23 protein-coding genes are annotated in these 20,743 nt (G+C 66.6%); 11 read left to right on the top strand and 12 right to left on the bottom strand.

Annotated features, from left to right (window positions below; all coding sequences use genetic code 11):
- Positions 1–3 precede the first annotated feature (3 nt).
- Positions 4–573 (top strand): adenylate kinase, encoded by a 570-nt coding sequence (locus ABIN76_RS11680; RefSeq protein WP_346959885.1) that lies wholly within the window; start codon positions 4–6, stop codon positions 571–573.
- A 109-nt stretch (positions 574–682) separates the two neighbouring features.
- Positions 683–1,510, top strand: a complete 828-nt coding sequence (gene map, locus ABIN76_RS11675; RefSeq protein WP_346959875.1) for a type I methionyl aminopeptidase — start codon at positions 683–685, stop codon at positions 1,508–1,510.
- Between the two features lie 121 nt (positions 1,511–1,631).
- Here map and ABIN76_RS11670 read toward each other — a convergent pair whose 3' ends face one another.
- From ABIN76_RS11670 to ABIN76_RS11660, 3 genes are all read right to left on the bottom strand, one after another.
- Positions 1,632–2,978 carry an ABC transporter substrate-binding protein gene (locus tag ABIN76_RS11670; RefSeq protein ID WP_346959874.1) on the bottom strand — a complete coding sequence of 449 codons (1,347 nt, stop codon included), beginning with the start codon at positions 2,976–2,978 and terminating at the stop codon, positions 1,632–1,634.
- Positions 2,979–3,056: 78 nt separating this feature from the next.
- Positions 3,057–3,911 (bottom strand): carbohydrate ABC transporter permease, encoded by an 855-nt coding sequence (locus tag ABIN76_RS11665; RefSeq protein WP_346959884.1) that lies wholly within the window; start codon positions 3,909–3,911, stop codon positions 3,057–3,059.
- A 68-nt stretch (positions 3,912–3,979) separates the two neighbouring features.
- Positions 3,980–4,930 (bottom strand): sugar ABC transporter permease, encoded by a 951-nt coding sequence (locus tag ABIN76_RS11660; RefSeq protein ID WP_346959873.1) that lies wholly within the window; start codon positions 4,928–4,930, stop codon positions 3,980–3,982.
- Between the two features lie 233 nt (positions 4,931–5,163).
- Between ABIN76_RS11660 and ABIN76_RS11655 the strand changes: the two genes are divergently transcribed.
- From ABIN76_RS11655 to ABIN76_RS11620, 8 genes are all read left to right on the top strand, one after another.
- Positions 5,164–6,180: a P1 family peptidase gene (locus ABIN76_RS11655; RefSeq protein ID WP_346959872.1), complete on the top strand. Its 1,017-nt coding sequence runs from the start codon at positions 5,164–5,166 to the stop codon at positions 6,178–6,180.
- A gap of 169 nt (positions 6,181–6,349) precedes the next feature.
- Positions 6,350–6,571 carry a translation initiation factor IF-1 gene (gene infA / locus ABIN76_RS11650; protein WP_009358723.1) on the top strand — a complete coding sequence of 74 codons (222 nt, stop codon included), beginning with the start codon at positions 6,350–6,352 and terminating at the stop codon, positions 6,569–6,571.
- A 69-nt stretch (positions 6,572–6,640) separates the two neighbouring features.
- Positions 6,641–6,754 carry a 50S ribosomal protein L36 gene (rpmJ, locus tag ABIN76_RS11645; RefSeq protein ID WP_009358722.1) on the top strand — a complete coding sequence of 38 codons (114 nt, stop codon included), beginning with the start codon at positions 6,641–6,643 and terminating at the stop codon, positions 6,752–6,754.
- Between the two features lie 182 nt (positions 6,755–6,936).
- Complete coding sequence (gene rpsM / locus ABIN76_RS11640) at positions 6,937–7,311, top strand: 30S ribosomal protein S13 (protein ID WP_346959871.1); 375 nt, start codon at positions 6,937–6,939, stop codon at positions 7,309–7,311.
- A gap of 51 nt (positions 7,312–7,362) precedes the next feature.
- Positions 7,363–7,764 carry a 30S ribosomal protein S11 gene (gene rpsK / locus ABIN76_RS11635; RefSeq protein WP_018773682.1) on the top strand — a complete coding sequence of 134 codons (402 nt, stop codon included), beginning with the start codon at positions 7,363–7,365 and terminating at the stop codon, positions 7,762–7,764.
- Between the two features lie 126 nt (positions 7,765–7,890).
- Positions 7,891–8,901: a DNA-directed RNA polymerase subunit alpha gene (locus tag ABIN76_RS11630; RefSeq protein ID WP_024366109.1), complete on the top strand. Its 1,011-nt coding sequence runs from the start codon at positions 7,891–7,893 to the stop codon at positions 8,899–8,901.
- 75 nt (positions 8,902–8,976) lie between these two features.
- Positions 8,977–9,573: a 50S ribosomal protein L17 gene (gene rplQ / locus ABIN76_RS11625; protein ID WP_346959870.1), complete on the top strand. Its 597-nt coding sequence runs from the start codon at positions 8,977–8,979 to the stop codon at positions 9,571–9,573.
- A 31-nt stretch (positions 9,574–9,604) separates the two neighbouring features.
- Positions 9,605–10,495, top strand: coding sequence for a tRNA pseudouridine synthase A (locus tag ABIN76_RS11620; protein WP_346959869.1), 891 nt, complete (start codon positions 9,605–9,607; stop codon positions 10,493–10,495).
- 111 nt (positions 10,496–10,606) lie between these two features.
- Here the strand turns inward: ABIN76_RS11620 and ABIN76_RS11615 are convergent, their stop codons facing one another.
- Complete coding sequence (locus ABIN76_RS11615; RefSeq protein ID WP_346959868.1) at positions 10,607–12,286, bottom strand: ATP-binding protein; 1,680 nt, start codon at positions 12,284–12,286, stop codon at positions 10,607–10,609.
- Positions 12,287–12,540: 254 nt separating this feature from the next.
- On the opposite strand from ABIN76_RS11615, the gene ABIN76_RS11610 reads away from it, so the two are divergent.
- Complete coding sequence (locus ABIN76_RS11610) at positions 12,541–13,323, top strand: response regulator transcription factor (protein ID WP_346959867.1); 783 nt, start codon at positions 12,541–12,543, stop codon at positions 13,321–13,323.
- 5 nt (positions 13,324–13,328) lie between these two features.
- Here the strand turns inward: ABIN76_RS11610 and ABIN76_RS11605 are convergent, their stop codons facing one another.
- From ABIN76_RS11605 to ABIN76_RS11570, 8 genes are all read right to left on the bottom strand, one after another.
- Complete coding sequence (locus ABIN76_RS11605) at positions 13,329–13,787, bottom strand: Hpt domain-containing protein (protein ID WP_346959866.1); 459 nt, start codon at positions 13,785–13,787, stop codon at positions 13,329–13,331.
- A gap of 154 nt (positions 13,788–13,941) precedes the next feature.
- Entirely contained in the window at positions 13,942–14,823 is an 882-nt protein-coding gene (locus tag ABIN76_RS11600) for a type II secretion system F family protein (RefSeq protein WP_346959865.1), read from the bottom strand.
- A gap of 7 nt (positions 14,824–14,830) precedes the next feature.
- Entirely contained in the window at positions 14,831–15,763 is a 933-nt protein-coding gene (locus tag ABIN76_RS11595) for a type II secretion system F family protein (RefSeq protein ID WP_346959864.1), read from the bottom strand.
- 7 nt (positions 15,764–15,770) lie between these two features.
- A complete protein-coding gene (locus ABIN76_RS11590; protein WP_346959863.1) occupies positions 15,771–17,285 on the bottom strand; it encodes a CpaF family protein in 1,515 nt (504 codons plus the stop codon).
- Entirely contained in the window at positions 17,286–18,479 is a 1,194-nt protein-coding gene (locus tag ABIN76_RS11585; RefSeq protein WP_346959862.1) for an AAA family ATPase, read from the bottom strand.
- The gene (locus tag ABIN76_RS11580; protein WP_346959861.1) at positions 18,476–19,243 is read right to left on the bottom strand and encodes an RcpC/CpaB family pilus assembly protein; all 768 of its coding nucleotides are present in this window, start codon (positions 19,241–19,243) and stop codon (positions 18,476–18,478) included. Before ABIN76_RS11580 ends, ABIN76_RS11585 begins: the two co-directional genes overlap by 4 nt.
- A 41-nt stretch (positions 19,244–19,284) precedes the next feature.
- Positions 19,285–20,322 carry a pilus assembly protein TadG-related protein gene (locus ABIN76_RS11575; RefSeq protein WP_346959860.1) on the bottom strand — a complete coding sequence of 346 codons (1,038 nt, stop codon included), beginning with the start codon at positions 20,320–20,322 and terminating at the stop codon, positions 19,285–19,287.
- A complete protein-coding gene (locus ABIN76_RS11570) occupies positions 20,310–20,684 on the bottom strand; it encodes a TadE/TadG family type IV pilus assembly protein (protein ID WP_346959859.1) in 375 nt (124 codons plus the stop codon). Before ABIN76_RS11570 ends, ABIN76_RS11575 begins: the two co-directional genes overlap by 13 nt.
- Positions 20,685–20,743 lie beyond the last annotated feature (59 nt).

Genomic DNA, 20,743 nt, shown 5'->3' with positions numbered 1-20,743 from the left:
AGAATGTTGATTATCGGACCTCCCGGTTCCGGCAAGGGGACACAGGCGGAACGTATTTCGGAGCGCCTCGGCGTTGTTGCGATCTCCACCGGCGACATCTTCCGTGCCAACGTCAAGGGTGAGACGCCGCTCGGCATCGAAGCCAAGAAATACATGGACGCGGGCGACTTCGTCCCGGACAGCGTGACCAACAAGATGGTCCGGGACCGCCTCACCGAGTCCGACGTCGAAGCCGGCTTCCTGCTGGACGGTTACCCGCGCACCACCGCGCAGGTGGACTACCTCGACGGGATCCTCGCCGACGGGGGCCAGGTGCTCGACGTCGTCCTGCAGCTCACGGCCGACGACGAGGAACTCGTCACCCGCCTGCTGGGGCGCGCGAAGGACACCGGCCGCAGCGATGACAATGAAGCCGTCATCCGGCACCGGCTGGACCTCTACCACGGCCAGACCGAAGCCGTGGTGGCCAAGTATGCCGAGCGCGGCATCCTCACCCAGGTCGACGGCATCGGCGGCATCGACGAGGTCACCGACCGCGTGATGCAGGCCATCAAAGCGGCACAGTCCGCCTGATCCGGGCCCGTGACTACCGAGGCTCCTCCCGCATTGCCGGGAGGAGCCTCAGCCATTTGTCCGTGCACCCGTCACCGGGCCGCGCGGCACCACCGAAAGGACGCTGAGGATGGCATTCGGCCAGCCCCGCATTGAATACAAGACCAACGCCCAGATGCGGACCATGCATGAAGCCGGGCTGGTGCTGAGCCGCGCGCTCGACGCCGCCGTGGCTGCAGCCGTCCCCGGAGTGACCACCCGCGACCTCGACGCCGTCTTCGCCGGGGTGCTGCAGGACGCCGGGGCGAAGTCCAACTTCCTTGGCTACCACGGCTTCCCGGCCACCATCTGCGCCTCGGTCAACGAGGAGGTGGTGCACGGCATCCCGGGCGACCGCGTCCTGCAGGACGGGGACATCATCTCGATCGACGGCGGCGCGATCGTGGACGGCTGGCACTCCGACTCGGCCCGGACCGTCATTGTCGGAACGGCCGACCCGGAGGACCAGCGGCTCTCCGACGTCACCGAGGCGGCCATGTGGCACGGCATCGCGGCGCTGGCCACCGGCAAGTTCGTCGGCGACATCGGCAACGCCGTGGACGACTACGTATCCTCGGTGCCGGGCAAACCGCTCGGCATCCTGGAGGACTACGTGGGCCACGGCATCGGTTCGGAGATGCACATGGCGCCGGACGTGCTGAACTACCGAACGGGTCACCGCGGGCCCAAGATCCGTCCCGGGCTGTGCCTGGCCATCGAACCCATGCTGGTCCGCGGCAGCATCGAAACCGCCACCCTTGAGGACGACTGGACCGTCGTCACCACGGACGGGAAGCGGTCCTGCCAGTGGGAGCACTCCGTCGCGGTACACGAAAAGGGCATCTGGGTGCTCTCCGCGCCGGACGGGGGAGCCGCGAAGCTGGCGCCGCTCGGCGTCGTGCCCGTCCCGATTCCCTAAGCGTCCCCTTCGCGGCGGCCACGGCGTCGGGCATTACCCCCGCGATACAACGAATCCCTGGCGACGCTGGTATTCCAGCATCGCCAGGGATTCGTCGTATCCTCAGGCAGGGAACGCAGCGTCAGCTCTTCAGCTTCGGCTTCACGTCCTTGTTGTAGATCCCCTCGAGGGTGCCCTTGAGCGCGGTCATGGTGGCCTTGACGTCGCCCTGCTGGGTGAGAATCGCCGCGGCCGCCTTGGCCATCTCCTGATCCGCGCCCGGCAGGAACACCCTGGCGTTGTCCTGCACCCGGGTGACCGCGAGCTGGTCGATGGCCGTCTTGATCTGCGGCGTCTTGGCGAGCACCGCGGTCATGTCGGCGGAGGTCCGGGTCGGCATGTAGCCGGTGGCGGCGGAGAACGCGGCGGTGTTCTCCGGCTCGGTCATGAACTTCAGGAAGGTTGCCGCGGCGAGCTGGACCTCCTTGCTGACACCGCTGGGGATGCCCAGCCCGGCGCCGCCGGTGGGGCAGACTCCGGTTTCATTCTTGGGACCGCCCGGCAGGAAGCCGACGCCGACGTTGAACTTGGCCGAGCTGAGCACACCCAGCAGCGAACCGGTGGAGGCGATCGTGGTGGAGGTGATGCCGGCGGCGAAGTCGTCCGCGGCCTCCTTGGAGGAAACACCGGCCCACTTGTCCTTGTAAATCGAATCCTGGGCCCACTGGAGAGCCTCCACCGACTCGGCGGAATCACAGTTGATGGTCCACTCGTTGGACCAGCTACCGCCCCAGCCCCAGAGGTTGTTCTGCAGGGTCCAGCCGGCGTAGCCGGCCAGCGCGGGGTAGATGTAGGCGTACTGCGCGCCGGAGCTCGCCTTAAGCTTCGGGGCCCATTCGCCGAACTCCTGCCAGGTCTTCGGTGCCCGGTCCGGCAGGCCCGCGGCCTTGAAGTGGTCCTTGTTGTAGTAGAACAGCGGGGTGGAGCGGCCGTAGGGGAGCGCCCACTGCTTGTCGGCGTACTGGTAGTCCGCGACGAGCGACTTCTGGAAGTCGTCCACCTTGATGTCCAGCTGCTTGATCAGGCTGTTGAGCGGGATGATGTTGCCGTTGGTGAAGTACCGGAACCACCACACATCGGAGAGCACCACGAGGCCCGGCAGGGCCGACTTCGCGGCCTGGGACGTCTGGAACTTCTGCGCGATTTCTTCGTAGTTGGCGCCGGCGGTGATCAGGTTGACCTTGATCTCCGGGAACTTCGCCTGGAACTTTTCGATGATCGCCTTTTCAACCTCCTGGGACTTGCCCGGGTGGTTGGTCCAGAAATCAATGGACGAGGCAGGCTTCACGCCGCTGAAGTCAATGTCCGCCGTGCCGGTGGCCGCGGCGCCGCCTCCCGTGGTGGGGCCGCCGCAGGCCGCCAGTGCCGCGGCTCCTGCGCCCGCGCCGGCCAGGCCAAGGAAGTGTCTGCGGTCAAGATTAATTGCCATGGTGGATCCTCTCAAAAGTGGTGACTCGTTGTGATGTTGGGATGCTTTGGGGACCGTCGGCCCGATGCCTCAGCGGCGTCATCCGGTGACGCTGCCTTGGGTGAGGCCGGCCACGATGTAGCGCTGCAGTGCGGCGAAGACCAGCAGGATCGGAACGATCACCAGTACCGCGCCGGCCATCAGGATGCCCCAGCCGGACCCGTTGCCTTCCGAATTCTGCAGGAGGGTCAGGCCCACCGGCAGCGTCATGGTCTCCGGCCGGTCCGTGATGATAAGCGGCCAGATGTAGTCATTCCATTCGCTCACCACGGTGACCAGGGCGACGGTCGCAATGGAGGGGCCGGAGACCGGGACGACGACCTGCCAGAGCCGCCGCCAGTGCCCCGCGCCGTCGATCTCGGCCGCCTCCAGGATGGAGCCGGGGAGCGTCATGAAGTGCTGGCGCAGCAGGAACGTGCCGAACGCGGTGCCCAGCCCCGGAAGGATGATCCCCCACAGGGTGTTCTTCCCGCCCATGCCCGCAATCAGGATGTAGTTCGGCAGGATGGACACCTGCGGCGGCACCATGAGAGCGACCAGGATGACAATAAAAATGACGTTCTTGAAGGGAAAGCGCACAAAGACCAGGGCGTAGGCCGTGAGGATGGCCAGGATGACCTTCACGGTGGCGCCCACGGTGGTGACGATCAGGCTGTTCATGAAGAACCGCGCGAACGGCACCGTGGTCATCGCGACGTGGTAGTTGTCCAGGTTTACGCTCTCCGGCAGGATCTTCAGGTCCATCGTGACGATCTCGCCGGGCTGCTTGAAGGAACTCAGCACCATCCAGAGCAGCGGAAGGACCACCACGAGCGTGGCAAGGATGAGCGGGACGTAGCCACCGGCGATGGTCTGGACCAGGTTGGCGCGGGAAAAAGGCCGCTGGCGCTGCAGCGGAGCCTCGGGACCGGCGGCCGGCCCGGCGTTGGCGGCCGGATCCGGGTTGACGGGGGAGAGAGTGCTCACGAGTAGTGCACCTTCCGTTCTACGAACCGCACCTGCAGCACGGTAATGATCAGGAGGATCGCGAAGAGGACAACGGAGATGGACGCCGAGTAGCCGGCGCGGTTGAAGGCGCCGAAGGCCTGCAGGTAGGCCTCGTAGATCAGGGTGGAGGTGCCGTTGCCCAGCGGGGTCATGATCCGGATCAGGTCGAACGCCTGCAGGGAACTGAGCATCGTGGTGATGAGGAGGAAGAAGGTGGTGGGGGACAGCAGCGGGACGGACATGCTGATAAAGCGGCGGAACCCGTTGGCGCCGTCCAGCGAGGCGGCTTCCATGACGTCCTGCGGCAGTGACTGCAGGCCGGCGAGGTAGACGACGGCGCAGTAGCCGAGGTTCTTCCAGACGTAGACGATGATCACCATGACCAGGGAGAGCTGGGGGTCATTGATCCATTGCGGGCTCTGCTGGCCGATCCCGCGGAGCAGCCAGGACAGCACGCCGTAGCCGGGGTCGAAGATGAACAGCCAGACCAGCCCGACGCCGACCCCGCTGAGGACGTAGGGGGCGAAGACAGCGGACCGGGCGAAGGTGGTCCCGCGGACCTTGGAGTTCAGCGCCAGGGCCACCAGCAGTCCCAGGACCATGGAGCCGCCCACCGTGATGAGGGTGAAGACGGCCGTGGTCCCCAGCACCTTGGGGGCATCCGCGCTGGTGAAGAAGTTGATGTAGTTGTCGAAGCCGACGACCGTGGCGGAGGCGGAGCCCAGCGTCCAGTCCAGCGTGGAGTAGTAGATGTTGTTGATGAGCGGGAGGTAGGTGAACACCGCTATCAACGCCAGGTTCGGCAGGGCCAGCGCAAGGAACACGATGAAGTCCCTGCGGGTCCGGGCGGACCAGCGTCCCCTGCGCTGGCCCGGTGTGACGGTCCCGGCGGTAGCCGCAGGACGGTCAGTCAATTGTCTAGTCATAGGAGTCTCTAACGGATCCAGGCCTGCCAATGGCAGGCAGTTGGGCGGGGGATCAACTACACTTCACCACACTGTTGGTGGGCGGAACCCCGCACAAGGCCTTGTCAGAGCTTTGTTATGTCAGGCTTCCTTGCCCGTTTACCTATTGTTGGTTGCAGTATTCCATAGAGTTCGCCTGCGGACGCGGAGATCGCCGCCGGGTATTGCCCGGAAGTGCGGCGCACAATGGAGCCATGACAGCGATTACAGACGTGCCCGGAATCCGCGTCGGCCATGCGTCCCGGACCGGGGCCGGCTGGCTGAGCGGCGTCACCGTGGTGCTTCCGCCGCCGGGGACCACCGGCTCGGTTGACGTCCGTGGCGGCGGCCCCGGAACGCACGAAACCGATGCGCTGGACCCCACCACGCTGAGCACCGCCGTCGACGCCGTTGTGCTCACCGGCGGCAGCGCGTTCGGGCTGGCGGCCGCGCACGGCGCCCAGCGCTGGTGCGAGGAGCAGGGGAGAGGCTTCGCGGTGCCCGGCGGTGTGGTGCCGATCGTCCCGGCAGCCGCGATCTTCGATCTGGGCCGCGGCGGCGACTTCGCCGCCCGCCCCGACGCCGACATGGGCTACGCCGCCACCGCGGATGCCGCCTCCCGCCCGGACGGGCACGACGTCGAAAGAGGCAACGTCGGCGCCGGCGCCGGAGCAGCAATCGGCCGGGGCCAGTTCAAGGGCGGAGTCGGCACAGCCTCGATCACCCTAACTAACATCTCGGCAGACGGGCCGGTGGTTGTCGGAGCAATAGCGGTAGTAAACGCCCTGGGACTCCCGTTTGTGGTGCCGGCGGGGAATCCCGAACCCTCCGCGCGCTCGGTCGTTCCTCCCTTAGACGCGCGCTTCCGGGTTCCCGATTCCCCGTCGGCGGATGCCGCGCCGCCCTTGAATACGACACTCGTCGTCGTCGCAACGAACGCGGTCCTGAACAAGGCCGAGTGCAAGCGGACAGCCTCGGCCTCGCACGCCGGCCTGGCCCGGGCCCTGAACCCCAGCCATACCCTGGCCGACGGCGACACGGTCTTCTGCCTGGCGACGGGGGCTGTCGCGCTGGACCGCGGCACCGAGTCCGCACGGCAGCTGAGCCCGATTACCCTGCAGAGTGCGGCAGCCGACGTCGTCCGGCTGGCCATCCTGGACGGGATCGCGGCAGCGGCGGAGGTTGAGACGCCGGCGGGGCGGTTTCGTGCATACGGGGACGGAGTGCGCTAGCATGGCTGGATTTAACATTCGGCCCGCAATGCCGTAGTGTTGACTGTTGGTTGTCTGCCCTGTTGTGCCCTTTTGTGGGCCGGAGGCTTCAGCCAAGCAATCAAAAAACGTCCGCAGTGATCGCCGGTGCAAGCCGGAGGGGCTGTGGCAACAACAGTTAGCGGAGGGTATGGCCAAGAAGGACGGGGTCATTGAGATCGAGGGCGTTGTGACCGAGGCGCTGCCTAACGCGATGTTTCGCGTTGAGCTCACCAACAAGCACATCGTTCTGGCACACATCTCTGGAAAGATGCGCCAGCACTACATCAGGATTCTCCCTGAGGACCGGGTAGTGGTGGAGCTGAGCCCGTACGACCTGACACGTGGTCGTATCGTCTACCGCTACAAGTAAACACTGGCCGGCCAAAGCACCAGCTACGGGCCGGTCCAGCTGACCAACTGCAACACGCAAAGGAACGCCATGAAGGTCAAGCCGAGCGTTAAGCAGATCTGCGAAAAGTGCAAAGTGATCCGCCGTAATGGCCGGGTCATGGTGATCTGCGAGAACCCGCGCCACAAGCAGCGCCAGGGCTAATTTCCTTCATAGGAAACCCTGGGTTGCTAACCCACGCAAGTAAATAAAGGCAGCACAAGCTGATCTGGGACACTGAGCAACAACGAGTCCGGACAGCTAACCCCCGGTCGGAGGCTGGGGCCGTACGGATTGTACGGGTGTACTGCCTACGACCTCCGGTTTATTCAAGGAGCACTGCCACTATGGCTCGTCTCGCTGGCGTAGACATTCCCCGCGAAAAGCGGCTGGAAATTGCGCTTACTTACATCTACGGCGTGGGCAAGACCCGTGCACACGAAACCCTGACTGCCACCGGCATCAGCGCTGACGTCCGGGTCAAGGACCTGACTGACGCCGAACTGGTTCAGCTGCGTGACTACATTGAAGGCAACTACAAGGTTGAGGGTGACCTTCGCCGCGAAGTGGCCGCTGACATCCGCCGCAAGGTTGAAATCGGCAGCTACGAAGGTATTCGCCACCGCAAGGGCCTGCCAGTGCGCGGACAGCGCACCAAGACCAACGCCCGTACCCGCAAGGGTCCGAAGCGCACCGTCGCAGGCAAGAAGAAGGCCCGCTAAATCCCTCGGGATTAGCTCGGCTTCCCCCCATAACTTTCTGTAGGAGAAATAATGCCCCCGAAGACTCGTGGCGCGGTTCGCAAGCCGCGTAAGAAGGACAAGAAGAATATCGCGCTGGGCCAGGCGCACATCAAGAGCACCTTTAACAACACCATCGTGTCCATCACGGACCCGAACGGTGCTGTCATCTCCTGGGCTTCGTCCGGTGAGGTTGGCTTCAAGGGCTCCCGTAAGTCCACCCCGTTCGCTGCCCAGATGGCCGCCGAAGCCGCCGCAAAGCGTGCACAGGAGCACGGCATGCGCAAGGTTGACGTGTTCGTCAAGGGACCGGGATCCGGACGCGAGACCGCCATCCGTTCACTGCAGGCCGCTGGCCTCGAGGTTGGGTCCATCCAGGACGTAACCCCCAGCGCGCACAACGGCTGCCGCCCGCCGAAGCGCCGCCGCGTCTAATTCTTAGCCGGAGCTTGCCCGGACCCTCACCGGTCCGGGCAAGCCCAGCCGCGTTAAGTCATTAGACCGATCTTTCCACCACCTGTGTTGCGTCATATAGCGGATGCTCGCCGAAAGGAAACCTAAGTGCTCATTGCACAGCGCCCCACCCTCTCCGAAGAGGTCGTCTCCGATAACCGCTCCCGTTTCATCATTGAACCGCTGGAGCCGGGCTTCGGTTACACCCTCGGAAACTCCCTCCGCCGTACCCTGCTCTCCTCCATCCCCGGTGCCTCTGTCACGAGCATCCGGATTGATGGCGTGCTGCACGAGTTCACCACGGTTCCGGGTGTCAAGGAAGATGTCACCGAGATCATCCTGAACATCAAGAACCTGTCGGTCTCCTCCGAGCACGACGAGCCGGTTGTTGCTTACCTGCGCAAGCAGGGCCCGGGAGTCGTCACCGCCGCGGACATCGCTCCGCCGGCCGGCGTCGAATTCCACAACCCGGATCTGCACATTGCCACGCTGAACTCGAAGGGCAAGTTCGAACTCGAACTGACCATCGAGCGCGGCCGCGGCTACGTTTCGGCAGCTCAGAACAAGTCCGGCGACTCCGAGATCGGCCGCATCCCGGTCGACTCGATCTACTCGCCGGTGCTGAAGGTTACTTTCCGCGTGGAAGCTACCCGTGTTGAGCAGCGCACTGACTTCGACAAGCTCATTGTCGACGTCGAGACCAAGCAGGCCATCGCCCCGCGCGACGCGGTCGCTTCGGCAGGTACCACCCTGGTGGAACTGTTCGGTCTGGCCCGCGAGCTGAACACCGCAGCTGAAGGTATCGAGATTGGCCCGTCGCCGACGGATGCTGCCCTGGCAGCAGACATGGCCCTGCCGATCGAGGATCTGGACCTCACCGTCCGTTCCTACAACTGCCTCAAGCGTGAGGGCATCCACACCGTGGGTGAACTCGTTGCCCGCTCCGAGGCTGACCTGATGGACATCCGTAACTTCGGTGCGAAGTCCATCGACGAGGTCAAGGCAAAGCTCGTTGAACTGGGTCTGTCCCTCAAGGACTCCCCTCCCGGTTTCGATCTTGCAGCCCGCGCCGCAGCCATCGAAGAGGACGACGCCGCTTTCAGCGACGACGAGCTCTAAAACAGATCTTGGCCAGCAGGCTGGACGCACCGCAGCGTGCACAGCCCGCCGGCTTCCATATGAGGAGAAATAGTTATGCCTACCCCCACTAAGGGTCCGCGCCTCGGAGGCGGCCCGGCTCACGAGCGCCTCATGCTCGCGAACCTGGCAGCCGCACTGTTCGAGCACAAGCGGATCACCACCACGGTGACCAAGGCCAAGCGGCTGAAGCCGTACGCCGAGCGACTGGTGACCTTCGCCAAGCGCGGCGACCTGGCTTCCCGCCGTCGTGTGCTCGGCCTGATCAGCAACAAGGGCGTCGTCCACGAGCTGTTCACCGACATTGCCCAGGCAGTGGAGAACCGCGACGGCGGCTACACCCGCATCACCAAGATCGGCAACCGCAAGGGCGACAACGCTCCCATGGCTGTCATCGAACTGGTTCTTGAGCCGGTTTCCGCCAAGCAGGCAGTGGTAGCCGAGGCTACCTCCGCCGCGAAGCGCGATGCTGACAAGCAGGACGCCGACAACGCTGAAGCAGCTCCGGTCGCCGAGACCGAAGCTGCAGAGACCGAAGCTGCAGAGACCGAAGAGGCTCCCGCAGCTGAGGCCGCCGAGACCGAAGCAGCAGAGACCGAAGAGGCTCCGGCCGCTGAGGAAGCTGCCGCCAAGTCCGAGAAGGACGCGAAGTAATTCGCTAAAACCTTCTTATAGACTTAAGTCTATGAACGAGCTCAAACCCGCTGCCCCCGTTATGGGGGGCGGCGGGTTTTTGCGCATCCGGCTGGATCTTTCGTACGACGGCGGCCCGTTCAGCGGCTGGGCCCTGCAGCCTGGCCGGCGGACCGTCCAGGGCGTCCTGGAGGAAGCCCTCGCGCTGCTGATCCGGCGCCCTGTCCGGGTCACGGTGGCCGGCCGCACCGACGCCGGCGTGCATGCCCGCGGGCAGGTGGTGCACCTGGACCTGAGCGAGGCGGAGTGGCAGGGGTTGAACCGGGGCGCCGAGCTGGACCCTGCGGCCGCACTGCTCCGGCGGCTCCGCGGCGCCCTGAGCAGGGGACTGGGCGAGCTCAGCGGCGCGATCGAGGTGCACCGGGTCGCCCTCGCCCCGGAAGGCTTCGACGCGCGGTTCTCCGCACTGTGGCGGCGTTACAGCTACCGGATCGCAGACGGGGCGGCCCTCTGGGACCCGCTGGGGCGGTACTCCACGCTGTGGCACAAGGAGCGGCTGGACACCGGCCTGCTGAACGAGGGTGCCTCCCGGTTGCTGGGACTGCAGGACTTCCGGTCCTACTGCAAGCCGCGCGAAGGCGCCACCACCATCCGGGAACTGCAGCGATTCGAATTCACCCGCGGCACCGACGGCGTCATCGTCGCCACCGTCCAGGCGGATGCCTTCTGCCACAACATGGTCCGCTCGCTCGTGGGATCAGCGCTCTACGTCGGGGCCGGTCTGGAGGAGCCGGGCTGGCTGTATGAACGGCTGATCGCCCGGCATCGGGATGCCCGGTCCGTCCTGGCCGCCCCGCACCCGCTCGTGCTTGAAGAGGTGGCGTACCCCTCCGCAAGCGGGCTGCTGGCGCGGGCCGATCTGACACGCGCCCGGCGCACGTAAAGACCGGCCGCGGACTTTCCCCACCTTCGCCGGCACGGAACCGGGGCGCGTCGGCGGGTCGGCGCAACACGCGGACCGTGTGCGCCAATGTTGGTGAACCTTCGATCCGGCCTAGAAAGCGGCTGGAGCCCCGTCGGCGGGCAGGTCCACGGTGAAGGTACTCCCGCAGCCGGGCAGGGTGCTGCACGAGATGGAGCCGCCGTGGCCCTCGACGATCGCCTTGGTGATGGACAGGCCCAGTCCGGCCCCCGGGATGGCGCCGTCCCGCACTGCCGGGCTCCGGAAGAACCGGTTGAAGACCTTGTCGGCGTCGGCGGCGGTCATACCGATGCCGCTGTCCTCCACCCGCAGAAGCACCCGGCCGCCGTCCGCGCGGGCCGAGACCGTTACGGCGCCGCCGTCGGGGGAGTACTTGATCGCGTTGGAGACCAGGTTGTCTAGGGCCTGGCCGATCCGCAGCGGGTCCACGTGCGCCCACAGCGGCGCCGGCACGTCCATTGCCAGGGACACCCGGGAAGACTGTGCGTGGGCCTGCGCGGAGCCAAGCGTCGCCTCCACCAGGCCGGCCAGGTCGGTCCTGCGCGGGTGGACCTGGACCGCGGAGCTGGCGGACATCAGCAGGTCGGAGACGAGGGCCAGCAGGCGCTCGGCGTTGCGCTGTGCCACCTCGATCCGGCGCAGCACCGGCAGGGACAGCTCCTCGCCAAGGACCAGGTCCAGGTTGCCGATGATCGAGGTTAGCGGGGTGCGGAACTCGTGTGACACCGTCGCGACGACGTCTTCCTTGGCGGCGAGGGCGTTGACCAGGCCGGTGACTTCGTTGTACACGACGACGGCGCCGCGGAAGCCGCCGTCGTCGTCCTGCAGCGGCCGTGCGCCGGTGGACACCACCCGGCTGCCGGGCGCCTCCCCGAAGCAGACCAGGTGGTCCGCGAAGGACTCGCCCTTCAGGGCGCGGCGGAGCGGACGACGGCTGGGCGGGAGCGGGGTGGACTGGTCCCGTCCGGTCAGCAGCAGGTCCTCTTCCCAGTCCGGATCGCCCGGTGTTGCACCCTCGGGCGCCGCGGACGCCTCCAGCCGGGCCTGCCAGCTGTTGGTGAGCAGCCGCCGGCCGTCGGCCCCGATCGCGACGATGCCGACGTCGATGGTGTCCAGGATGGCGTTGAGCAGCCGTTCGCGCTCCCGGCTTTCTGCGAGCAGGGCCTGCAACTCGGTCTCCGTGGCGTCGACCTTGCGCTGCTGGCGCCGCAACTGCGCCCGGGCGAGCTGCATGGCCAGCGAGACGGCCAGCGTCACCAGCGCCAGGAGTGCGACAGTGGCGATGCGGCCGGCACCGTCGCCGGCGCCGGCGACGAAGTACCAGGGCAGGCCCGCCAGCAGCGGACCCAGGAAACTGGCGGCGACGATGACGACGGGGGAGAGTCGCGAAGCCGAAATCCAGGCCACGGGAAGCACGGACAGTACCCCCAGGCCCGGCAGTTCCTCCGCGGCTGCCACCCGGCTGAGTCCGATGGCGGCCAGGTCCAGGACCGGGATGGCCAGCGGGGCCAGCGGCCCCAGCCGGTGCCACGGCACGAGGAGGCATGCCAGCAGAACGGCGGCGTGCAATACCAGGGCGGACTGGCCCCAGCCGCTGGCCCAATGCAGGCTCCAGGCCTCGGGCGCTGCAGCCAGGGCGGAGGCGAGCAGCAGGGTCACGGGCAGCTGGGCCGCCAGCACCCGGGCGCGCGGCGTCAGGGCGCCAAAGCGGAGGTCCATGCCCGCGCCGGGAATCAGCGGCCGTTCACCCAATGACTAGCGCCCCTTCCTCGCACCTGGAGTTTACATTGCTGTCACGTTAAGTTGACTACAAACATATTACGGTTGTCCGCGTAACTGAGCCGGAGCCCGAAATCGGGTCCCGGGATGGGTATTGTGGCAGGACATGCGTATGCCGCGTCCTTGGGAGGCGCGGCTGGGCGCCCGGGGCACCAGCCCCGGTTTTGTAGCGGCGGACGCGGTGAGCAACCGCCGGCCAGCGGAACAGCATCGGATGTGAGGGTGGCATGACTGACCTTGGGGTGGCCGTCGTTGTTGAGGACGATGCGGATGTTCGCAACCTTGTGGAGGCGGTGCTCCGGCAAGCCGGTTTCGAGGTGCATTCGGCGGCCGAGGGCCGGGAGGGGGTCGACGTCGTCCGGCGCCGCGACGCCAGTGTGGTCACGCTCGACGTTGGCCTTCCCGATATTGACGGTTACGAGGTGCTGCGCCGGATCCGGCAGTTCAGCGACGCTTATATCGTCATGCTGACCGCCCGGACCGATGAACTCGACACGCTGACCGCGCTCCACACCGGGGCCGACGACTTCCTGACCAAGCCCTTCCGGCCCCGTGAACTGCGGGCCCGGGTGGCTGCGATGATGCGCCGGCCACGGCAGGACGGCCAGGGCGGGGCCGGCCCGGCGGCCGCGCGCCAGGACGGCGCCGTCGCCGTCGTGGACAATGTAGTGCGCCACAACGGGCTGGCCCTCAATCCTGACACGCGTTCGGTGACGGTCGACGGCGATCCGCTCGCCCTCACCCGCAGCGAGTTCGACCTGCTGCACGCGCTCCTTCGCGGCGCGGGAGCGGTGAAGTCCAAGACCGAGCTGGTGCGGGTGGTGCGTGGCGAATACTACCGTGCCGACGCCTACATCAGCGAGTCTGATGAGCGGGCCGTTGAGGTGCACATCGGGAATCTGCGGCGGAAACTCCGGGAGGACCCGGTGCAGCCGCGCTGGCTCCAGACGGTGCGCGGAGTGGGATACCGGCTGGCGCCTGAGCGCTCCCAGCACGCCGAGCGCTCCTAGCGCTCCTAGCGCTCCCAGAGGATGTAGCTGAACTGCAGTTCGTTCATGGTTTCACTGCCGCGGGCGGCGAGTTCGTCCAAGAGCGATGCGGCATGCCCCAGATCCCCGCCCCGGATCGCTGCTTCGAGTTCGGCGGCGAGTTTGGCCAGGCGCAGGCCGCCGACCATCGACGAGGAGGTCTTGAGGCTCAGGGCGGCGTCGAGCGCGGCCGCAGGGTCGCGGCGGTCCAGGGCGCCGGCAAGGGACTGGTACCGCTGGTCCCACATCTGCGCGTAGTCCCGGGCGAAGCCCTTGGCGACGGCGGGGCTGTTCAGCTGCTCGCCCAGGTCCTGCAGGGCGGCGGGGTCCACCAGCGGAGCGGCGTCGGGGTACGGCGCCAACAGTTCGGCGCCTCCTGCCGTGGCATCGGCGGCGGGCAGGGGGCCCGCGTTTCCCTCGTCGGGGCAGGCTGCTAAAAGAGACATGGCACTACGGTACTAGCTGTCCGGACCGGCGCCCGAGTCGGCAGGGTATCCTGCGGAAACCTTGTGGCTATCCTTGTTCCGCCTTTATGCCTGACGTTTTGCGGGTCTTTTTACCGCCTTCCGCAGCGGACGCTGCGGCCTGTTTGGCTGCTGCTTACTGGCCGCTGAACGTCGCGATGGCGTTGATCACGGCGGGACCCAGGATAGCGATGAAGAGCACCGGAAAGATGAAGAACAGCAGCGGGAAGAGGATAGTGACGGGCAGCTTCATGGCCTTCTCCTCGGCCCGCTGGCGCCGTTTGACGCGCATCACCTTGGCTTGGATCCTGAGCACCCGGCTGATCGCAATGCCGTAGGTGTCGGCCTGCACCACGGCCTGGACGAAGCTGCGCAGCTCCGGGATGTTGGTCCGTGCCGCCAGCGCCTGGTAGGCCTCCCGCCGGCTGCGCCCCACCTGCATGTCCTGCAGGGTGCGGACCAGTTCCTCAGCCAGGGGCCCCTTGCCGTTTTCACCGGCGCGGGCCATTGCCCCTTCAAACCCCAGGCCCGCCTCGACCGAGATCAGCATCTGGTCCAGGGTGTTGGCCAGTTCCAGCTGCATGATCTTCTGGCGCTCCTGGCCTTTGCTGTACAGCAGCAGGTCCGGGATGAAGTAGCCCAGGAGCATCACGAACAAGCCCACCAATTTCAGCAGGGGCGCCGGCGTGCTGGCAAGCCACAGGCCGAGGACCGCCCCCACGAGTCCCAGCAGTGGTTTGGCAGCGAGCACCCGTCCGAGCGGGAGCGAAGCGGGGCGGCCGGCCAGGGACAGCAGCCGGTCGAGTTTTCTCACATAGGCCGCGGGGGTTAGCCGGTGGCCGATGCGCTCCAGCAGGGCTGTTTCCTTCGGGGCGGCGGCCTCGGCTGGTCCGGTGCCCAGAGAGAGGATTTCCCGGATGGCCCGTTGGGATTGCCGGTCAACGGAAAGGAAGGACCAGGCCAGATAGGAGACAGGGAGGCAGATCAGCAGGACGGCGCTCAGGACCAGGGGACTCATCGGCAGCTCAGAACTTCAGATCGATGATCTTGCGCATCCACAGACCACCGATCGTCATCAGGATCACGGAGGCCGCGATCATGCCCCAGCCCAGCGGGTTGGTAAACATCACGTTCATATAGCCGGGATTGACCAGCATCAGCATCACCACGATGCCCACCGGCATGGCCATCAGGATGTAGGCGGAGAACTTGCCTTCGGCCGCGAGGGACTTGATGTGGCCCTTGATCTCACTGCGCTCGCGGATAGTCTCGTTCACCTGGTCCAGCACCTCGGCGAGGTTGCCGCCCACCTCGCGATTGATCTGGATGGCCTGGGCAATCCAGACAAAATCCTCATTCCGCATCCGCTCGGCGGTGTCGCTGAGCGAGGCCAGCAGGTCGCGGCCCAGGGACGTTTCGGTGATGACGCGGCGCATTTCCTCCGCCGTCGGGCTTTGCGATTCGCTGCCGGCGGCGTCGATGGCGCGCAGGATACTGTGCCCGGCGCGCAGGCCGCCGGACAGCAGCTGCAGGGTGTCACCGAGCTGGTCGTCGAACTTGGCGCGGCGTTTGCCGGTCAGGACCGTGAGGACCAGGTGTCCGGCTACCGGGGTGAGCAGGACCAGCAGGAGGGCGGGCAGGAGGCCGCCGACGACGAAGCCGGCCAGGGCGCCGACGAACGCACCAACCGCGAGCAGGACGTAGAAGTCGCCCTGGCCCATGCGCAGTCCCGCTTGTTCCAGCGCGTCGCGGTTGAAGAGCCGGACTTTACGCTGCGCGAAGAAGCCATCTGCGAGGTTGACCGCGGATCCGGCGAACCGGCTGAGCGAGGAATCCGGGGCGTCCTGGACCGGCCGCCGTCGGTCCAGCGGGACGCGTGCCGCCCCCGGTGAGAGGACCGCCACGGCCAGCAGGAGGAGGGCAGCGACCAGGAAGGTGACGCCGACAGTCAGTGTCATGGCCGGCTCACGCCTTGCCGGCCGCGGCCAGGGGCGCTGCGAAGACGTTGGGGGAGACGTAGATGCCCATGTCCTCGAAGCGGTCGATGAAGCGCGGCCGGATCCCGGTGGCCACCGGCTTGCCGAGGAAACGGCCGTGCGCGTCCACGCCGGCGGAGTAGTCGAAGACGAAGGCGTCCTGGAGCGTGACAATGTCCCCCTCCATGCCCTGCACCTCGGTGACGTGGGTGATGCGCCGGGTGCCGTCCCGTAACCGGGAGATCTGCACGATCAGGTTCACGGCGGAGGCGATCTGCTCGCGGATGGCGCGCAGCGGCAGGTCCATCCCGGCCATCAGCACCAGCGTCTCAAGGCGGGCGACGGCGTCGCGCGGCGAGTTCGAGTGCACCGTGGAAAGCGAGCCGTCGTGGCCGGTGTTCATGGCTTGGAGCATGTCCAGGGACTCGCCGCCGCGGACCTCACCCACCACAATCCGGTCCGGCCGCATTCGCAGGGAGTTGCGCAGCAGGTCGCGGATGGTGACCTCGCCCTTGCCTTCGGTGTTCGGCGGCCGGCTTTCGAGGCGGACCACGTGTTCCTGTTGGATCTGCAGTTCCACCGCGTCCTCAATGGTGACGATGCGCTCGTCGTGCGGCAGGAAGGAAGAGAGGACGTTGAGCAGCGTGGTCTTGCCGGTGCCGGTGCCGCCGGAAACGATGATGTTCAGCTTGGCCCGCACGCAGGCGTTCAGCAGTTCCGCCATCTCGGGGGTCAGGGTGCCGAAGTCGATCAGGTTCCGCACCGTCAACGGCACCTTGCTGAACTTTCGAATGGTCAGCGAGGACCCGCCGACCGCCAGCGGGGGGATGACGGCGTTGACGCGGGAACCGTCCTCGAGCCGTGCGTCCACGAGCGGGGATGACTCGTCGATCCGGCGGCCCACCTTGGAGACGATGCGTTCGATCACCTTGCGCAGGTGGTCCTCGGAGCTGAAGCGCGAGTCGGTCAGGGTGAGCTGGCCCTTGCGTTCCACGTAGATCTGGTCCATCCGGTTGACCATGATCTCGGTGACCGCGGGGTCATCCAGCAGCCGCTGCAACGGACCGTAGCCGAGCACGTCATCCGCGACGTCGCGGACCAGCCGGGTGCGCTCCTCGGTGGACAGCGGCACCTGTTCGGCGTCGATGATGCGGGTCAGTTCGTCGCGGGCGGTGGCGCGAAGTTCCTCTTCCTTGACCGCCGAATCGCTGAAGCGCGTGCCCATCCGTTCGAACAGGGCGGTGGCTGCCCGCTCCTTGAGCGTGGCGAAGGCGTCCACCGGCTGCTGGCCCTTGGCCCGGGCCGTGTCGGGATGTTCCGCGAACGACGGCGCGGCTGCCGCGGCGAGGCGCGACGGCTCGGGGCGTGCCGGTTCAACGCCGGGGGACAGGCGGGGCGTGCCGGCCGGGGCCGCCGTCGGCGCCACCGCTGCCGGCTGCTTCGGTGCTGCCGGCTGTGCGTGCGGGCCAGCTTCCGCCGCGGAGAGTCGCTCGGAGAGTTTCATTTAGACCACCACCCTGCGGTGCAGTTTTTTCTGGGCCGTGGCGCGCCAGGCCGGGTCGAAGCGTGTCACCAGTTGCCGCAGCCCCTTCACGGCCGGGTCCTTGCGCCCGTCTTGCAGGACCGGGATCCCGCGGTTCGTGGAGTAGGCCACCGCCTTGGAGCGCGGAATGCTCACGTCCACCGGAGCGCCGATGGTGGCTTCGACGTCCTGGACGCTGAGCCCGGACTTGGAGTCCGCCATGTTCAGGACCACGTGCCGGGTTTCCGGAAGCAGGTCCAGCCGGCGCAGGATTTCCAGCCCCGAGCGGAGGCCGCGGATGCTGGGGACGTCCATGGCACTGACCCAGACGACGTCGGTGCACTGCTCCATCGCGGCCAGGCCCACCTCCGGCAGGCCCGGGGCGGTGTCCACGACGACGTACTGGAACTGCTCGGCGAGTTGTTCGATCAACCGGCTGACCTGCTGGGGCGTGATGTCATCGGCCTCCACCGGCGTGCGGGGCGCGCAGAGGGCATAGATACTGCTGGGATGGACCGTGAGGAAAGCCTTGAGGACCAGCGAGTCCTGGCTGGCCGAGGCGGAGACCGCGTCGGTGACGGTGTGCTCCGGGTTCAGGTACAGGCCGGAAGCCACGTCGCCGAACTGCAGGTCCAGGTCCACGATGACAACGCCCATCGGGGCCACCTGGCCCAGTCCGATGGCGATATTCGTGGCGATGGTGGTCTTGCCGACGCCGCCTTTGGGGGAGAAGACGCCGATCACCAGGCCCTTGGGCTTGCTGTCCGGCTGCTGTACGGCCGTGGCCCGGGTCCGGCTGGCATAGGACTGGCAGGCACGCTCCAGCAGCACCCGGATCTGGGCCGGGTCCGAGGCGGGACTGAGGATGTCCCGGATCCCGGCGCGCATCGCGAGCAGCACAAACTCCGGCTCGGGCTCGCCCACCAGGATCACGCTCAGCTCGGGCAGCTGCACGTCAAATACCGTGGCGAGCCGCAGGGCGTCCTCGATCGGAACGTCGGGCCCGAGGATCAGCACCTCGGGGCGCTCCTGGTTGAGATTGGCGAACAGTTCACCGGGGTTGGCTGGATTGACGAACGCGAAAGTCTGGACGCCGCCCGGCAGCCCGCCCGCCACGGCCTGGCGTACCCGCGCGTCGAAGTCGGTGTTGGGGGTGATCAGAACGAAGCGGCTCACTTGTAGACCTCGGCTCCCTGCATTGCGCCTTGTCCGCTTTCCTTTGCGTCGAGCGGTTCCTTGCTCAACCAGAGGGTCGCAAATTCGGCGGCGTAGACGATCTTTGACGCGTTGACATCGTTGACTGCAACCGTGAGCAGCAAAGCGCCGGTGGGCAGCGAAGTGTCCTCCACCGGGGCATCGGGAGCGCCACTGGCGTTGGGCTGCGGGCTGGGAGTGGCCACGGGGGCGCGCTGCACTGCCGTGATCAGGACTTTGTGGATGGCTAGCTGGGTAGTCTCCTTGTCGGGCTTGGCCTCGAGTCCGCCTTTTTTCTGCGAAATGAAGATGCCGATGTGATCGCCCGGTGCCAGGCGCCCGCCAACCACCCGTTGCGGCTCCAGCTGGAAGGACACCTCCTGGAGTCCCTTCGGCACTTTCACCGATCCACTGGCCTGGAGCGCTTCCGGTTCGACCAGCCGCTCGGCCACGAGCTGCTCACCCGGCAAGAGCTCCACGGCTGTCACCTTCCCGGCCAAGCCGTCCAGGTTCTTCAGGGCTGTTTTGGAGACAGCCTTGCCCGGTAGTTCCTGGCTGGTGACGAAGGCCCGCAACGTCTCCACGGGGGTGCCGGCGGGGATTGCCTTTTGCACCACCATCACGGAGACCGGCTCCAGGTTCTGCACAGCACGGGTGTCGGCTCCCTGGGCGTAGCTGACAACGAGGATGGCACCGACGATGGCCAGCACGACGGCGGCCAGTCCTGCCAATAAGCGTGACTTCAAAAACTGCTCCTGAACCGGTGAGGGACTGCGGGTGTACTGGGTTACTTCGTGAGGCGGACTACGGTGGCTCCACTGGAATCGACCGGGCCGAGCGTGAAGCCGTCCGCCAGCGAGACATATTTGATGAAACTGCCGATGATGCCGCGGCAGTTTCCGTCGCACGCCACCGCCGAGGGGACGGTCGGGGCCGTGTTCTGGAAGGTGTCGGGGAGCGTGCTGTTGCCGCTGAACTTCCAGCCTTTGACCTTGAACGCGGCGAAGGATTTGAGGCTGTAGACGGCACCGTTGCCGGTACCGGTGACGCGGTCAAAAACCGGGAGCAGGACCACGACCTCCTTGCCGGCGGTAATGTCCGAGGCCCACCGATTCAAGGTGGCCGCGCAAACAGCCGGGGAGCTGTTTCCCGGGTCGCTGCCGCTCTCTGCCAACGCAAGGTCGATCAGCCCGCCGCATACTCCCGGGTCGCTGACCAGCCAGCCGAAGCCGCCCTCGACGGCCGCTCCCGAAGGTCCATAGTTGCAGTCCGGATTCGCATTGCTGCCGTGGTTCTGCAGCAGCTGCAGGGTGCCGTCGACGTGGCCCTGGACCTGGCAGATTGAGAAGGTGACGGGGAATGCCGTCGGACCTTTCACCGGGCTGCCCCAGGTAACGGCGGATGTCGCCGAGACCTCGGCGGAGGTGTAGCCCAGGGCGCGCGCGAAAAACAAGGACACCCGGTTCGGCTCCTTGCCGGGCTCCTGGGCTGCGGCGGCGACGGTGACGGTGCGGTTGACCTTGTCGAGGAGGAGCGACTGGATGTTGCTGGCGCCGTCGCCGGCGTTGCCGTTGGCGAGACCCTGCGCCAGCGTGGACGTGGCCGAGCATTGGGCGTCGTTGATATCCTTGGCGCACTTTTGCGCTACCGCCAGGGCAGCGGCGTCGGAGCCGTTGCGCAGTTGCGTCCGCTCCGCGTACAGCATGCCGACGTCGACGGCGAGGGCCGCGAAACCGAGCAGCGACACCATCAGGATCGCAACCATAATGGCGATCCCGCCGCGCTCGCGGTCCGCCGCGGCTGGGGGACTGATTAACCGCCGCACAGCATGACTCCTTTGCCTTCCATCGGGAACGGCCCGGCGATGCCGGTCATCGTGGAGAGGGTGTACGTGATCTTGACCGTCACCTGCGCACCGGAGGTGCAGGGGGTGGGGCTGATCGTGATGTTGGAGTCGGCGAGGGCGGGCCTCAGTCCGGTTGTGGCGTTCTTCACCGCAGTCCGCGCCGCGGATGCACTGTTGTTGATGGCCATCACCCTTACGCCCTCCCGGGCGGCGCTCGAGAGTGAAATCTGCACGTTATAAGCGCGGCCGAATTCCATGATCCCCAGCAGCATCATCACCAGGACCGGGGCCAGGAGGGCGAACTCGACCGCGACGGCGCCCCGTTCGTTTGTCTTGGACATGGGGGACCGCCTTCCTGTTAAGGACACTCCGGGGATGGCAATGTGGCGGCGGCTAATGC

The sequence above is a fragment of the uncultured Arthrobacter sp. genome (assembly GCF_964021775.1).
Lineage (GTDB): Bacteria > Actinomycetota > Actinomycetes > Actinomycetales > Micrococcaceae > Arthrobacter.
Note: the sequence above shows the minus strand (reverse complement) of the source record. Positions and strands in the feature narration are given on the sequence as shown.

Bases quoted from the DNA above. Each gene is read 5' to 3' on its own strand.
- rpsK (WP_018773682.1), top strand. From the start codon at position 7,363: ATGCCCCCGAAGACTCGTGGCGCGGTTCGCAAGCCGCGTAAGAAGGAC.
- ABIN76_RS11610 (WP_346959867.1), top strand. From the start codon at position 12,541: ATGACTGACCTTGGGGTGGCCGTCGTTGTTGAGGACGATGCGGATGTT.
- ABIN76_RS11570 (WP_346959859.1), bottom strand. From the start codon at position 20,684: ATGTCCAAGACAAACGAACGGGGCGCCGTCGCGGTCGAGTTCGCCCTC.
- ABIN76_RS11660 (WP_346959873.1), bottom strand. From the start codon at position 4,930: ATGACTAGACAATTGACTGACCGTCCTGCGGCTACCGCCGGGACCGTC.
- ABIN76_RS11670 (WP_346959874.1), bottom strand. From the start codon at position 2,978: ATGGCAATTAATCTTGACCGCAGACACTTCCTTGGCCTGGCCGGCGCG.
- ABIN76_RS11605 (WP_346959866.1), bottom strand. From the start codon at position 13,787: ATGTCTCTTTTAGCAGCCTGCCCCGACGAGGGAAACGCGGGCCCCCTG.
- ABIN76_RS11620 (WP_346959869.1), top strand. From the start codon at position 9,605: ATGAACGAGCTCAAACCCGCTGCCCCCGTTATGGGGGGCGGCGGGTTT.
- rpmJ (WP_009358722.1), top strand. From the start codon at position 6,641: ATGAAGGTCAAGCCGAGCGTTAAGCAGATCTGCGAAAAGTGCAAAGTG.
- ABIN76_RS11655 (WP_346959872.1), top strand. From the start codon at position 5,164: ATGACAGCGATTACAGACGTGCCCGGAATCCGCGTCGGCCATGCGTCC.
- ABIN76_RS11600 (WP_346959865.1), bottom strand. From the start codon at position 14,823: ATGAGTCCCCTGGTCCTGAGCGCCGTCCTGCTGATCTGCCTCCCTGTC.
- ABIN76_RS11595 (WP_346959864.1), bottom strand. From the start codon at position 15,763: ATGACACTGACTGTCGGCGTCACCTTCCTGGTCGCTGCCCTCCTCCTG.
- rpsM (WP_346959871.1), top strand. From the start codon at position 6,937: ATGGCTCGTCTCGCTGGCGTAGACATTCCCCGCGAAAAGCGGCTGGAA.
- rplQ (WP_346959870.1), top strand. From the start codon at position 8,977: ATGCCTACCCCCACTAAGGGTCCGCGCCTCGGAGGCGGCCCGGCTCAC.
- infA (WP_009358723.1), top strand. From the start codon at position 6,350: ATGGCCAAGAAGGACGGGGTCATTGAGATCGAGGGCGTTGTGACCGAG.
- map (WP_346959875.1), top strand. From the start codon at position 683: ATGGCATTCGGCCAGCCCCGCATTGAATACAAGACCAACGCCCAGATG.
- ABIN76_RS11680 (WP_346959885.1), top strand. From the start codon at position 4: ATGTTGATTATCGGACCTCCCGGTTCCGGCAAGGGGACACAGGCGGAA.
- ABIN76_RS11590 (WP_346959863.1), bottom strand. From the start codon at position 17,285: ATGAAACTCTCCGAGCGACTCTCCGCGGCGGAAGCTGGCCCGCACGCA.